The sequence below is a fragment of the Microbacterium allomyrinae genome (assembly GCF_020682705.1).
Classification (GTDB): Bacteria; Actinomycetota; Actinomycetes; order Actinomycetales; family Microbacteriaceae; genus Microbacterium; species Microbacterium allomyrinae.
Map to the genome: position 1 here is coordinate 521516 of NZ_JAGTTN010000002.1, position 13728 is coordinate 535243.

General features: G+C 67.5%; 13 protein-coding genes, 2 tRNA genes and 1 pseudogene. 3 read left to right on the forward strand and 13 right to left on the reverse strand.

Annotated features, from left to right (window positions below; genetic code table 11):
• Positions 1 to 26: 26 nt before the first annotated feature.
• From KEC57_RS08835 to KEC57_RS08845, 3 genes are read right to left on the reverse strand one after another with little or no spacing between them, the layout of a single operon-like run.
• Positions 27 to 1370: an MFS transporter gene (locus KEC57_RS08835; RefSeq protein ID WP_229384191.1), complete on the reverse strand. Its 1344-nt coding sequence runs from the start codon at positions 1368 to 1370 to the stop codon at positions 27 to 29.
• Entirely contained in the window at positions 1367 to 1597 is a 231-nt protein-coding gene (locus KEC57_RS08840) for a hypothetical protein (protein WP_229384192.1), read from the reverse strand. Before KEC57_RS08840 ends, KEC57_RS08835 begins: the two co-directional genes overlap by 4 nt.
• Positions 1594 to 2232, reverse strand: coding sequence for an ArsR/SmtB family transcription factor (locus KEC57_RS08845; RefSeq protein WP_229384193.1), 639 nt, complete (start codon positions 2230 to 2232; stop codon positions 1594 to 1596). Before KEC57_RS08845 ends, KEC57_RS08840 begins: the two co-directional genes overlap by 4 nt.
• A gap of 92 nt (positions 2233 to 2324) precedes the next feature.
• Here KEC57_RS08845 and KEC57_RS08850 point away from each other — a divergent pair, with 92 nt between their 5' ends.
• A complete protein-coding gene (locus tag KEC57_RS08850; protein WP_229384194.1) occupies positions 2325 to 4376 on the forward strand; it encodes a M3 family metallopeptidase in 2052 nt (683 codons plus the stop codon).
• Positions 4377 to 4418: 42 nt separating this feature from the next.
• Here KEC57_RS08850 and KEC57_RS08855 read toward each other — a convergent pair.
• The 8 genes and pseudogenes from KEC57_RS08855 to KEC57_RS08890 all read right to left on the reverse strand — a co-directional run.
• Positions 4419 to 5366 (reverse strand): annotated as a pseudogene (locus tag KEC57_RS08855) (alpha/beta fold hydrolase); the annotation flags it as partial.
• Between the two features lie 15 nt (positions 5367 to 5381).
• Positions 5382 to 5537: a hypothetical protein gene (locus KEC57_RS08860; protein WP_229384195.1), complete on the reverse strand. Its 156-nt coding sequence runs from the start codon at positions 5535 to 5537 to the stop codon at positions 5382 to 5384.
• Between the two features lie 92 nt (positions 5538 to 5629).
• Positions 5630 to 6898, reverse strand: a complete 1269-nt coding sequence (gene clpX, locus KEC57_RS08865) for an ATP-dependent Clp protease ATP-binding subunit ClpX (protein ID WP_229384196.1) — start codon at positions 6896 to 6898, stop codon at positions 5630 to 5632.
• Positions 6899 to 7112: 214 nt separating this feature from the next.
• Entirely contained in the window at positions 7113 to 7784 is a 672-nt protein-coding gene (locus KEC57_RS08870) for an ATP-dependent Clp protease proteolytic subunit (protein WP_229384197.1), read from the reverse strand.
• A gap of 32 nt (positions 7785 to 7816) precedes the next feature.
• Positions 7817 to 8401 (reverse strand): ATP-dependent Clp protease proteolytic subunit, encoded by a 585-nt coding sequence (locus KEC57_RS08875; RefSeq protein WP_229384198.1) that lies wholly within the window; start codon positions 8399 to 8401, stop codon positions 7817 to 7819.
• An 81-nt stretch (positions 8402 to 8482) separates the two neighbouring features.
• Positions 8483 to 8974, reverse strand: a complete 492-nt coding sequence (locus KEC57_RS08880) for a tetratricopeptide repeat protein (RefSeq protein WP_308187587.1) — start codon at positions 8972 to 8974, stop codon at positions 8483 to 8485.
• 66 nt (positions 8975 to 9040) lie between these two features.
• Positions 9041 to 10504 (reverse strand): trigger factor, encoded by a 1464-nt coding sequence (gene tig / locus KEC57_RS08885; protein WP_229384199.1) that lies wholly within the window; start codon positions 10502 to 10504, stop codon positions 9041 to 9043.
• Positions 10505 to 10585: 81 nt separating this feature from the next.
• A tRNA-Pro gene (locus tag KEC57_RS08890) sits at positions 10586 to 10659 on the reverse strand.
• Positions 10660 to 10855: 196 nt separating this feature from the next.
• On the opposite strand from KEC57_RS08890, the gene KEC57_RS08895 reads away from it, so the two are divergent.
• Positions 10856 to 10926, forward strand: a tRNA-Gly gene (locus tag KEC57_RS08895).
• A gap of 110 nt (positions 10927 to 11036) precedes the next feature.
• Here KEC57_RS08895 and KEC57_RS08900 read toward each other — a convergent pair.
• Complete coding sequence (locus tag KEC57_RS08900) at positions 11037 to 12083, reverse strand: DMT family transporter (RefSeq protein WP_229384200.1); 1047 nt, start codon at positions 12081 to 12083, stop codon at positions 11037 to 11039.
• 99 nt (positions 12084 to 12182) lie between these two features.
• Here KEC57_RS08900 and KEC57_RS08905 point away from each other — a divergent pair, with 99 nt between their 5' ends.
• Positions 12183 to 13109: an alpha/beta fold hydrolase gene (locus tag KEC57_RS08905; protein WP_229384201.1), complete on the forward strand. Its 927-nt coding sequence runs from the start codon at positions 12183 to 12185 to the stop codon at positions 13107 to 13109.
• Between the two features lie 52 nt (positions 13110 to 13161).
• Here the strand turns inward: KEC57_RS08905 and KEC57_RS08910 are convergent, their stop codons facing one another.
• Positions 13162 to 13701 carry a gamma carbonic anhydrase family protein gene (locus KEC57_RS08910; RefSeq protein WP_229384202.1) on the reverse strand — a complete coding sequence of 180 codons (540 nt, stop codon included), beginning with the start codon at positions 13699 to 13701 and terminating at the stop codon, positions 13162 to 13164.
• Positions 13702 to 13728 lie beyond the last annotated feature (27 nt).

Below are 13728 nucleotides of genomic sequence, written 5' to 3' on the forward strand. Positions count from 1 at the left end.
GCGCGTACAGATGCTCGCCGCCGTCATCAGTCCTGGTCGACCCCGGCCTCGGCTCCTGCACGGCGCGTGCCCACGATCAGGAGCCTCGCGCCGCACGCCGTGGCGACCAGGATCAGGATGCCGGCGATCACGAACGGCAGTCGGAGGTCGGCGCGCGCCACCCAGCCGCCGAGAAGCGTCGCGATCGGGAAGATGCCCCACGTGAACATCCGGATGATGCCGAGGACGCGACCGAAGAGGTGCGGCGGCACGATCTGCTGACGCAGGGCGCCCCAGGGGACGTTCCAGACCGAGATCGAGAAGGCTCCGAGCGCATACGCGGCGCTTGCGCTGAAGACCTCGGGGGCGAGCCCGGTGAGGCCGAGCCCGACCGCGGCGCCGATGTTCGCGGCGAGCATGACGGGGCCCCGGCCGAACCGTTCGACGAGGCGGGACGCCACGAGTGACCCGAGGAGGGCGCCCACGCCGACCCCGGCAGTGACGAATCCGATCGCGGCGGGTGCGACACCCAGGTCGTCGAGGAAGTACAGGATCGTGGCGGCCTGCGCGAACGAGAGTGCGCTGCCGACCAACGCGGTGTACAGCACCATCGAGCGGAGGTAGCGGTTGTGCCACAGGTACGAGATCGCCTCGCGCGCGGTGACCCTGCTCGAGGGCTGCGGCACAGGAACCGGTGTCGCGGCCGTACCGGGTGCGACATCCGGTGCATCCGTGTCCGACGCCTCGTCGGCTCGCCGGAGTGGGCGCGCGGCAGACAGCGGCAGCAGCAACGCGAGCACGATCGGGATGACGTAGCCCGCCGACCCGACCCACAGCGGCAGTGCGAGCGACACCGCGAAGAGCACGCCCGCGATCGGCTGAGCGACGAACATGTCGATGGTGACCTGGGCCGCCTGCATCCGCCCGTTCGCGCGGTCGAGCTGCCGTCTCGTGACGACCCCGGGAATGACGGCATTGGTCGCATTGTCGAACAGCGTCTCGCCGAGTCCGAAGACCAGCGTGCCGACGAACAGCGCCCACAGCTCGAGCGTCCCCGTCGCCGTGAGGATCGCGAGCCACAGTGCCACCGCGCCCCGGATGGTGTTCGCCGCTGCCATGATGACGCGTCGATCGAAGCGGTCGACGATCATGCCGGCGGGCAGGCCGAAGATGAGCCACGGCAGGAACGCCAGGGCGCCGATGACCGAGATCGCCAGCGGATCGCGCGTGAGCGTCGTCGCGATGAGCGGCACGGCGGTTCGACCGAGGCCGTCGGCGAGGTTGCTGAATGCCGCCGCGGTCCAGAGCTTTGCGAAGTCGCGGCCGAGCGGAGTCTTCTTCCGCGCCGCCCGAGCGTCGATCGCGTCCGTGACGTCGACCCTGCTGCTCATCGCGGGATCATGCCCATCACACCGCGAGCCTCGGCGTCGCGGCGGGCCAGCGCGAAGGCTGCCTGCACCGTGAGCGCTTGGCGCCCGACTGCGCCGGTGCGGCGTTCGAGACGTGTCACGACGAAGGCGTCGAGGGCCGAGGCGGTGCGCAGCAGCGTGCGCTCGAACGGGGTGACACGGGCGCGGGAGCCCGGTGCCGAGACATACTGCGTCGCGATGGCGGTCATGGCTGTCCTCCTAGCTCGGGGAGCGGGAACAGGTCGGCCCGGATGGTGACGGGACGCACGTTCTCGCCGGTCTGATTGCGGTTCTGATCCACGGCCTCGTCGATCAAGGCCATGATCTTCAGCGAGAGCTCTTTGCTCTGCTGGGGAGTCAGGTGCGCGGTGGCGGTGGAGATGAGCGTGCCCTCCTGCCATTGCTCGTCCTCCCCGCCGATGCCGCGGTTGACGAAGTCGAGGAGCTGATCGTTGCGGCCTCGCAGGAACTCGTTCATGACCACCTGCGTGGCGGCACGGCCGGCCGGAGTGGTCATGGCATCGGGGTTCGCGAAGGACACGCCGCCGATGGGCCGCTCCCACCACCGCTCACGGCCGGTGCCGCGATCGGCGGCCTCGCGGATGAGGTCGTGCTTGGCGAGCGCGCGCAGGTGATAGCTGGTCGAGCCGCTGGACTCCCCGAGCCGCTCGGCGAGCGTGCTGGCTGTCTGCGGACCGTATTGGCTGAGGATGTCGTAGATCTTCACCCGGAGCGGGTGCGCAAGGGCCCGCAACGCCCCCGAGTCGAGTACGCGATCCCGATCGTGACGCTTCCCTTCGTGGGCCCGCGCGTCCGCCGGTTCATCGATCTCGTTGCCTGGCATGCTCTCAGAATAGCCCTGCAAAGAACTCTTTGCAAGGATTCGTTTGCAAACAGATCTCGGTACCTGGTTGACGCGACACTAGGCTTGTCGCCATGGCGAATGACAATCCGCTCCTGTCCCCCCGCGCGCTTCCCTACGGCCTTCCCGAATACGCCCTCATCAAGCCCGAGCACTACCTGCCCGCTTTCGAGCAGGCGTTCGCGGAGCACACCCGTGAGATCTCGGCGATCACCCGGGTGCGGTCGATGCCGACCTTCGAGAACACGGTGGTGGCGCTGGAGCAGAGCGGCCGACTCCTCGGCGACGTCTCACGCACCTTCTACACGGTGTCGTCCGCCGACGCGACCGCCCAGATCCAAGCCATCGAAGAGGAGCTGGCCCCCCGGATGTCGGCGCACCGCGACTCGATCCAGCTCGACAGCCAGCTCTACTGGCGGATCAAGACCCTTCACGATCAGCTCGATGCTCTCGGTCTCGACCCCGAACAGCGCTATCTCGTGGCGCGTCATTACACCGAGATGTCGCACGCCGGTGCGGGTCTCGACGACGAGGACAAGGCGCGTCTGACCGAGCTCAACCAACGCCTCTCGACCCTCACGACGCAGTTCGAGAAGAATCTGCTCGCCGACACCAACGACCTGGCGGTGGTCTTCGATGACTCCTCGGAACTGGACGGCCTGACGGAGGGAGAGGTCTCCGCCGCGGCCCAGGCGGCCATCGATCGAGGCCTCGAGGGCAAGTGGGTCGTCACGCTCACTCTGTTCACGGGTCATCCGTATCTGTCGAGTCTCACCGACCGCCACTCGCGTGCACGCCTGCTCGAGTCCTCTCGTTCCCGTGGCTCGCGAGGCAACGCGAACGACAACCGGGCGACGCTGCTCGAAATCGTGCGTCTGCGCGCCGAGCGGGCAGGGCTCCTCGGCTATGAGTCGCACGCCGCGTACATCACCTCCGACGAGACAGCAGGCTCCCCCGAAGCCGTGCACGACCTGCTTCGCCGGCTCGCGGTGCCCGCTGCACGCAACGCGAGGCGCGAGCAGGAGAAGCTGCAGGCGATCATCGACGCCGAATCCGAGCCCTTCCCGCTCGAGGCGCACGACTGGGCGTTCTACACCGAGAAGGTGCGTGGGGCGGAGTACGACCTCGACCGCGGCGCGCTTCGGCCCTGGTTCGAAGCGGAGCGCGTGCTGCAGGACGGCGTCTTCCGCGCGGCGACCGAGCTCTACGGGGTCACGTTCACGGAGCGCTCGGACCTTGTGGGCTATCACCCCGACAATCGCGTCTTTGAAGTCCACAACGCGGACGGATCCGCGCTGGGGTTGTTCATCCTCGACCTGTACACGCGCGACACGAAGCGGGGCGGGGCGTGGATGAACTCCATCGTGCTCCAGTCGCGCCTGCGGGGCACCGATCCCATCGTCGTGAACAACCTGAACGTCTCCAGGCCTGCTGCCGGCCGGCCCACCCTGCTCACGCTCGACGAAGTCACGACCCTCTTCCACGAGTTCGGGCACGCCCTGCACGGTCTCTTCGCCACGGTGACCTATCCCCATTTCGCCGGGACGAACGTGTTCCGCGACTTCGTCGAATTCCCCAGCCAGGTCAATGAGATGTGGATCTACTGGCCCGAGATCCTCGCCGAGTACGCGCGTCACATCGACACAGGCGCGCCGCTTCCGGCCGAGGTCGTGGAGAAGCTCCACGCATCCGAGGCGTTCAACCAGGGCTTCGCGACGAGCGAGTATCTCGCGGCGTCGTGGATCGACCAGGCCTGGCATTCGCTCGGCACCGAGGAGGCAGCGGCCGGCCTCGATGTCGCGGAGTTCGAGGCGGCCGCGCTCGTCGAGATCGGACTCGACAACCCGGCGGTGCCCACGCGCTATTCATCGACGTACTTCGCGCATGTGTTCTCCGGTGGCTACAGTGCGGGCTACTACTCCTACATCTGGAGCGAGGTCCTCGACGCCGACACCGTGGAGTGGTTCCGCGAGAACGGCGGCCTGCGACGCGAGAACGGCGAGCGGTTCCGCACCCGGCTGCTCGGAGTCGGCGGATCCAAGGATCCGCTGCAGGCATACCGGGACTTCCGAGGACAGGATGCCGATATCCGGCATCTTCTCGCACGCCGGGGCCTCGCGGACTGAGCCGTCATGCTCCGTCGGGCCGGGACCCCGTCGGGTCGATGCTCAGAGGGCGCCGATGCTCGAGGCGAAAGCAAGCACCCGTGCGGCCAGCGCGTCCGGCACCTCCGCGGCGGCGAAGTGCCCGCCTTCCGGGAGGCGCTCGAACGTGCGCAGATCTCGGTAGAAGCGGCGCGCGAGCGATTCAGGATAGTCGGCTTCATGGCGTTGGATGTGGACCGACGCCGGAACCTCGACCGGCGGGATCTCATCAGGCTGATCCGCACCTTCGTAGTACGGGCGGAACGAGGTGCCGATGCTCTGCGTGGTCCAGTAGATCATCGCCTCGGTGAGGATCCGCTCGCGCGAGATACGTCGCTCGACCGCGTGCGGATCGCCCGGTGGGGTGTCGCTCCATTCGACGAGCTTCTCCGTCAGCCACGCCAGCAGACCGCCGGGAGAGTCGTTCAGCGCGGCGGCGAGCGTATCGGGACGGGTGGCCTGCACGTGCCCGTAGGCGCCATCCGGGCCGCCGGCCGCGGCCAGACGATCGAAGAACTCGCGCTCGGCGGTGTCGGCCAGATCTGCACGTTCACGCACGGATGGGAAGTGCGCGTGCGTCGCGATGATGCCCAGCACGGCATCCGGATAGGCACCCGCGAGGAGGTCGTTGACGTTCGCCGAGACGTCCTCGCCGTAGGTGAGGTACCGTTCGTAGCCGAGGACCTCCGTCATCAGGGCGTGCATGGTCGCCGCCAGCCGCACCTCGGTGACCGGGCCTTCAGCGTAGGCAGTCGAGAATGCGAAGCCGGGAAGGCTCGGCACCACGACATGGAAATCGGGCAGCAGATCGGCGAAGTCGAGTTGGAGCGCGAAGGTGTGCGGCCAGCCATGCATGACGAGCAGGACCGGGGCGTCAGCGCGGGCGGAGCGCAGATGCGCGAAATGCACCGTGGTGTCGCCGATCTCGGCGAGGAACTGCGGGTGAGCGTTGAGCCAGTGTTCCCGCGTGCGCCAGTCGAAGGTGCGTCACGAGTCGACGAGCGCATTGAGGTACTCGCCCGTCATACCCGACGGCGGGCGGCGCGGTGAGTCCGCCAGCGCTCGGAATCGCGCGAGGCGCGAGCCGAGATCGGCCAGCTCTTCGTCGGGAACATGGAGTTCGAAAGGTCTCGTCGGGCTCACACGGAGAAGCTACCGGTCACCGCCGACATCTCTGATCCCGGGCACCATGCGAGACCGTCCTCGAAATCTGACGTCCTGGCCGTGTCGCAGCGTCAGGCGCTCTTGCGCTTCTCTCGCAGAACCAGCGTCGGCGGGGCACCCTCTTCGACCGCGGCGCGCGTCACGATGACCTTGTCGACGTCGTCGGCCGACGGGATCTCGAACATGATCGGTCCGAGCACATCTTCGAGGATTGCCCGCAGCCCACGGGCACCGGTCTTTCGCTCGACCGCCAGATCGGAGATCGCCTCGAGCGCCTCGCGGTCGAATTCCAGCGTCGCTCCATCGAGTTCGAACATGCGCTGATACTGCTTCACGAGGGCGTTCTTCGGCTCGGTGAGGATCTCCATGAGTGCCTCCTGGTCGAGCGGGGACACCGATGCGACGACGGGCAGGCGTCCGATGAACTCGGGGATGAGTCCGAACTTGTGCAGGTCTTCGGGACGAACCTCGCTGAACAGGGTGAGGTCGTCGCCCTTGTTGTGCAGGGGGGCGCCGAAACCGATGCCGTGCTTGCCGACACGCGACGAGATGATCTCTTCGAGTCCGGCGAACGCGCCGGCGACGATGAAGAGGACGTTCGTCGTGTCGATCTGGATGAACTCTTGGTGCGGGTGCTTGCGACCGCCTTGAGGCGGCACCGACGCGACCGTTCCCTCGAGGATCTTCAGCAGAGCCTGCTGCACGCCTTCGCCCGACACGTCGCGGGTGATCGACGGGTTCTCCGCCTTGCGCGCGATCTTGTCGATCTCGTCGATGTAGATGATGCCGGTCTCGGCCCGCTTCGTGTCGAAGTCGGCGGCCTGCAGCAGTTTGAGAAGGATGTTCTCGACGTCTTCTCCGACGTAGCCCGCCTCGGTGAGCGCTGTGGCATCTGCGACGGCGAACGGGACGTTCAGTCGCTTCGCGAGCGTCTGGGCGAGGTAGGTCTTGCCGCAGCCGGTCGGGCCGAGCAGCAGGATGTTGCTCTTGGCGATCTCGATCTCGTCGGCGCGCTGCTCGGCGGATTGGATCGTGCCGTGGGCCCGCACGCGCTTGTAGTGGTTGTACACCGCGACCGAGAGCGCGCGCTTCGCGGCGTGCTGCCCGACGACGTACTCCTCGAGGAAGCCGAAGATCTCGCGGGGCTTGGGCAGATCGAAGTCGGCGACGACACCGGTCGAGGACTCGGCCATGCGCTCTTCGATGATCTCGTTGCACAGCTCGACGCACTCGTCGCAGATGTACACGCCCGGGCCCGCGATCAGTTGCTGAACCTGCTTCTGGCTCTTGCCGCAGAAGGAGCACTTGAACAGGTCGGCGCTCTCACCGATGCGTGCCATGTGTGGCGCCTCCTGGTCGCGACGGGGCAGGACCCCCGTACTGTCCTCCGAGCCTAACCTCTAGCGGCGACAACGGGCGGGATTGCGACGCTGGTTGTGGATGCCCGTCCGTATCCCGATGACAGAACGGCGCGGCACCGGACGACGGCGCCCCGCCGCCCGAAGGGATCGGGACGGCGGGGCGCGTAATCATCCGCTGGAGTGGTGTGAAGCCCTACTTGCCCAGCGCCTGCTGACCGCGCTTGCGCGTGGTCAGCACCTGGTCGATGAGGCCGTAGGAAAGTGCCTCCACCCCGGACAGGATCTTGTCGCGGTCGATGTCCTTGTTGACCTCTTGCTGCGTCTTGTTCGAGTGCTTCGCGAGCGTCTCCTCGAGCCAGGTGCGCATGCGGAGGATCTCCGCCGCCTGGATCTCGATGTCGGAGGCCTGACCATGACCGGACTCGCCCACGGCGGGCTGGTGGATCAGGATGCGGGCATTGGGAAGCGCAAGGCGCTTGCCGGGGGCCCCGGCCGCGAGGAGCACGGCAGCCGCGGAAGCGGCCTGCCCGAGCACGACGGTCTGGATCTGCGGCGACACGTACTGCATGGTGTCGTAGATCGCCGTCATCGCCGTGAACGATCCGCCCGGCGAGTTGATGTACATGATGATGTCGCGGTCGGGATCCTGGCTCTCGAGCACGAGCAGCTGCGCCATGACATCGTCGGCCGAGGCGTCGTCGACCTGGACGCCCAGGAAGATGACGCGGTCCTCGAACAGCTTGTTGTACGGGTCCTGGCGCTTGTAGCCGTAGGCCGTGCGCTCCTCGAACTGGGGCAGGATGTAGCGGCTGCCGGGCATCTGAATGCCCTGCGGGGCGCTCTGACCGAAGGTGGGGGTCTGCATTTCCGGGTTCTCTCTCTTTCGCCTTCGGGCCGTCAGTTCGCGGTTCCGCCGCCGCCGATGACGTCGGCTGCGGACTCGCGGATGTGGTCGACGAAGCCGTACTCCAGCGCCTCCTGGGCGGTGAACCAGCGGTCCCGGTCGCCGTCCTCGTTGATCTGCTCGACGGTCTTGCCCGTCTGAGCGGCCGTGATCTCGGCAAGACGGTTCTTCATCGACACGATGAGCTGGGCCTGCGTCTGGATGTCGCTCGACGTTCCGCCGAAGCCACCGTGGGGCTGGTGCAGCAGCACGCGCGCGTTCGGCGTGATGTACCGCTTGCCCTTGGTGCCGGCGGTCAGCAGCAGTTGACCCATCGAGGCGGCCATTCCGATGCCGACGGTGACGATGTCGTTCGGCACGAACTGCATCGTGTCGTAGATCGCCATGCCGGCCGTGATCGAACCGCCGGGAGAGTTCACGTAGAGGTAGATGTCCTTCTCGGAGTCCTCGGCGGCGAGGAGAAGGATCTTCGCGCAGATCTCGTTCGCGTTCTCGTCGCGCACCTCCGACCCGAGCCAGATGATGCGGTCCTTAAGCAGCCTGTCGAAGACGCTCGTCGCGACAAGTGGTTCGGCCATTTGTACTCCCTGATTCCGTGGTCGTGCCATTGAATCTACCGGCGCGGCCAGGGCGACCCGCCCGTGTTCGCCCTGGGCAGATCAGCCGTTGCCCTCGGCCAGCTCGTCGGCGTACCAGAGCACCGAGCGGCCATACCGGGTGAGATGCGGCGCGAGTGCACGCAATGCCACGGATGCCGCCTCCCTGGAGTCGCCGTGCGACGCCAGGGCGAGCGCGAGAAAGGCCGTCGCTTCGTCGCGCAACGGCGACTGCGGGTCGCGATCGAGCTCGGCACGCAGCATCCGGATCGCCTCCGCACTGCGACCGAGGTTGCGGACCGTGCTCGCGAGCTGGATCACCGCTTGCGGGCGGTGCTGGTCATCGAGTCCTGCCGCAAGCGCCGCGCGATACAGCGGCTCGGCGTCGGATTCGAGGCCGGCGGCGTCGCGTGCACCGGCGCGCTCGAACAGCGCGCGGGCGTCGCCCACCGGCCGCCTGCCCGCCAGCGCGTCGATCCGCTCGATCCGCTCGGCGTCCTCCAACGTCTCGTCAGCCCAGACCTCGGTGACGTGCGCGTCCCATTCGTCGATCACGATCCTCCTCGATCGGAAAGGGGACGGATGCCACGGCATCCGTCCCCTTGTCGCGTCAGCGGGCGACTACTCCTTGTCGGCGGCGGCCTTCTTGGCCGGCGCCTTCTTGGCGGGAGCCTTCTTGGCCGGCGCCTTCTTGGCGGGCTTCTCGTCGACGGCTTCTTCGGCCTCGATCACCGCGTCGGCGTCGGCCGCGGCATCCGCGATCTCCTGCGCCTCTTCGACGACCTCATCCTCGGCCTCGGCCTCGTCCTCGACGGCGACGAAGCCGGCCAGGTCGACGGTGTTGCCGTTGGTGTCGACGACGGTGACCTTGCCGAGCGCAACGGCGAGAGCCTTGTTACGGGCCACCTCACCGATGACGGCGGGCAGCTGGTTACCCTCCTGCAGTGTGTTCACGAAGTCCTGGGGCGCCATGCCGTACTGCGCCGCGGACTGCACGAGGTACTGCGTGAGCTCGTCCTGCGAGACCTGGACGTCGACCGACTCGGCGATCTTGTCGAGCAGCATCTGGGTCTTGAACTGCTTCTCGCTCGCCTCGGCGACCTCGGCGCGGTGCACGTCGTCCTCGAGACGGCCTTCGCCCTCGAGGTGGTTGTGCACCTCGTCTTCGATGAGCTGCGGCGGAACCGGGATCTCGACCTGCTCGAGGAGCAGCTCGATGAGCTTGTCGCGCGCGGCGGAGCCCTGCGTGAACACAGACTGCTCACCGACACGATCCTTGAGGCTGTCGCGCAGCTCGACGATGGTGTCGAACTCGCTCGCGATCTGCGCGAAATCGTCATCGGCTTCGGGCAGCTCGCGCTCCTTGACAGCCTTGACGACCACCGAGACCTCGGCCTCTTCGCCCGCGTGGTCGCCGCCGACGAGCTTCGAGCGGAAGGTGGTGTCCTCACCCGCGGTGAGCGACTCGATCGCCTCGTCGATGCCTTCGAGCAGCTCGCCCGAGCCCAGCTCGTAGGAAACGCCTTCGGCGCGGTCGATCTCAGCGCCGTCGATCGAGGCGACCAGATCGAGTTCGACGAAGTCACCCGTTGCGGCGGGACGGTCAACGGTCACGAGCGTGCCGAAGCGGCCGCGCAGGCGGTCGAGCTCTTCGTCGATCGCGGCTTCGTCGACCTCGATGGCGTCGACCTCGACCGTGGTGCCCTCGAGGGCCGGAAGGTCGAACTCGGGTCGAACGTCGACCTCGACCTCGACGAGCAGGTCGCCCGAGAAGTCCTTGTCGCTCGGCCAGCCGGTGACCTCGGCAGCGGGGCGACCGAGGACGCGCAGCTCGTTGGCCGAGACGGCCTCGCGGTAGAAGACGTCGAGGCCTTCGCTCACGGCGTGCTCGAGCACGGCGAGACGGCCGACGCGCTGGTCGATGATCGGCGCGGGCACCTTGCCCTTGCGGAAGCCGGGGATCTGCACGTCCTGAGCGATGTGCTCGTATGCGTGCGCGATGCTGGGCTTCAGCTCATCGGGGCTGACCGTGATGTGCAGCTTCACCCGGGTCGGGCTGAGCTTCTCGACGGTGCTGTTCACCATGCCTGTTCGTTCTCCTCTATCGGACCGCGCGCGGACGCGCGGCTGAAGGTCTGGGTTCGGAATTCTGTGAGGGCCGTGATGTCGGGGCGACAGGATTTGAACCTGCGGCCTCCCGCTCCCAAAGCGGGCGCTCTACCAAGCTGAGCTACGCCCCGGGCGGGTCCGCACGCGTGCGTGCGCCTTTTCGGCCCCGTGAAGTCTAGCCGACGCACTCGGGCATCGCCTCCGCGCGACGCTCCGTGACCGCAACGGTGTCAGAACGACCGTCATCCGTCGACTACACTTGCGGATGCCGCGGCGTGCCGCTGGCTCCAACTGAACACGATGATCCGGCGGAAATACGCCGGATTCGGGGCTGTAGCTTAGTGGTAAAGCCTTAGTCTTCCAAACTAATGATGCGGGTTCGATTCCCGTCAGCCCCTCCGATGCCCTGGCGTGCCGACGAAGTCGGTGCGGCGGGGCATTCGCGTCGATCGCCTCGGCACCCGACCCGCTCCCTGCGGTGTGTCCGCGCCGGCCGGGACAGTTCGTGTCAGTGCGGGTGCCGGTGGTGCGCATCCGGATAGTGCTCGTGCGTGTGGGTCGACCGTTCGTGGGCGTGCGTGTGCCGGTGCCATGTCCCGGCCCCGACCAGGCCGCCCTCCTCGTGTGCGTGCTGGTGATGCTCGTCGTGCGTGTGCCAGTGGTCGTGCGTCACCGGATCATGCGTGTGCTCGTGTTCATGGCGCTCCGTGAGATGCAGCCAGACCCCGGTCGCCATGAGCGCGGCGGCGACGATCAATGGCCAGGTGACCTGCTCACCGAGCACGACGGCCAGAACTGCACCGAAGAACGGCGCCACCGAGAAGTACGCGCCCGCCCGCGCCGTGCCGATGTGCCGCATCCCGACGATGAACAGCGCAAGTGACACGCCGTAGGCGAACAGACCGACCAGCATCGCTCCGCCGATGATCAGGGCACTGGGAACGGCCGCGCCCAGCAGGAAAGCGAGAGCGAGGTTCACGGGTCCCGCGACAGCACCCTTGACGGCTGCGAGCCACGTCGCGTCGTTGAGCGCCACCTTGCGTGTGAGGTTGTTGTCGAGTCCCCAGCACAGGCAGGCACCCAGAACGGCGAGGCTGGGCCACGGCGACCCGAGCTGCGCTCCGCCGGGAACGCTCAGCACGATCGCCCCCGCGACGATGGCGACCATGCCCCACGCGATGCGCCGATCGAAGCTCTCCCGGAAGACGAACCACGCCAGAACCGCGGTGAACACGGCCTCCGCGTTGAGGAGGAGGGATGCCCCGGATGCCGGCATGTTCGCCAGACCGACCATGAGCAGGACCGGGGCGACAAGACCGCCGAAGAGGACCGCTCCGATGAGAGGCGGAATATCGCGACGGGGAATCGTTATGCGTGGAGCACGACGCAACAGCCGCCACGCCATCAGTCCGAGACCCGACCCGGTGTAGAGCAGTCCCGCGAGCAGCCATGGGCTCACATCACCCAGGAGCATCTTCGCGAGCGGCGTGCCGGCGCCGAACAGGACGGCTGATGCGATCGCGGCCTGCACACCGACGTTGCGGAGGCTTCTCACCGCTCCAGTATCGCCGCGACCGCGCGGTCCTGCATCCTTCGGAGTGTGCGCGGGTGGACAATGGCGCGCAGGCCATTCCGCCCCCGCCGAGGAGACCAGATGAGTCGTGACAGCCCGTCACCCGCCGACCCGAAGCCCCGCAAGCTTCCCCGACGCCCGGCATCCGCTCTCGCCGAGCGCTGGACACGGATCGACGGGGTCGACGTCTTCTACCGCGAATCACCGACTCCTCCGCCCGACGCTCGCGTCCTCGCCCATCTGCACGGGTTCGGCCTGTCGGGCCGCTACCTGCTGCCGACGGCCGAGCGGCTGGCCGACGAGTTCCACACGTTCGTCCCCGATCTGCCGGGTTTCGGCCGCAGCGGCAAGCGCAAGGACATGCTCGACATCCCCGATCTCGCGCATTCGGCGGCGGACTTCTTCGACGATCGGGGCGTCGAGAAGGTGTCGCTGGTGGGCAACTCCATGGGCTGCCCCGTCATCATCGAGTTCGCCCATCACTATCCGGAGCGCATCGAACGGGCTGTGCTCGTCTCGCCGGCAGGGGGGCTGTTCAACCAGCCGCTGAGACGGGCGATCAGACAGCTCAGCGCGGATGCGCCACGTGAGCCCGTGCGGATGGCCGGAGTCGCGGTGCCCGACTACGTGCGATTCGGCGTCCCCAGCACGATGCGGCTCTTCCGGTCGCTCACGCAGTACCCGACCCTGCAGCGTCTGCTCGAGATGCACATTCCGACGCTGGTCGTGCTGGGCGAGCGCGATCCGCTCCTCCCCCACGCTCACCGCATCGACGAGGTCGCCAGCCAGACCGACAGCCACGTCCTCGTGGTCCTCGTCGGAGGAGCCGCGCACGCGATCAACTTCAGCCACCCCGAACAGCTCGCCCATGTCATCCGGCTCTTCATGGACGACAAGCCCATCGTGAACGACCCCGAATGGCCCGGCCATGTACGCCTGTACGAGGTGCACCGCGGCAAGCATCATCCGCCATCGAGCGCGCAAGGCGTGGCGCCCGACCCGGAGTGATCGCCCGCCGCCGCTCCGGCGGGGGAATCGTGTCTCGGCTGTCTCGCCGGAGTCACGCCTCCGCGATCGCGTCGGTGTGCTCTCGGACGTGAGCGAGGTAGTGCTCTGCGTTGCGAACGAGAGCGTCGCGCTCATCGTCGGTCAGCGTGCGGCGGACTTTGCCCGGGACGCCCGCGACGAGCGATCCGTCGGGGATCTCCGCCCCCTCGAGTACGACGGTCCCGCCGGCGATGAGGCATCCGGAACCGATCCTCGCTCCGTTGAGCACCACCGCACCCATGCCGATGAGCGAGCCATCGCCGATCGTGCACCCGTGCACCACCGCGTTGTGACCCACAGAGACGTTGTCGCCGATCAGCACGGGCTTTCCCGCGTCGACATGCACCGAGACGTTGTCCTGCAGGTTGCTGCCCGCACCGATCGTGATCGTGTCGCCATCGGCGCGCAGGACGGCGTTGTACCAGACGCTCGCACCCGGGCCGAGGGTCACTCCCCCGATCAGGCGCGCGCCTGCGGCGACGAAGGCCGAGGCATCGAGTGCGGGCGTGCGGCCCGAGACCGAGAGGATCGAGGCACCGGAAGCTACCGTCATGGGCTCGACCCTACGGGACGCAACGGC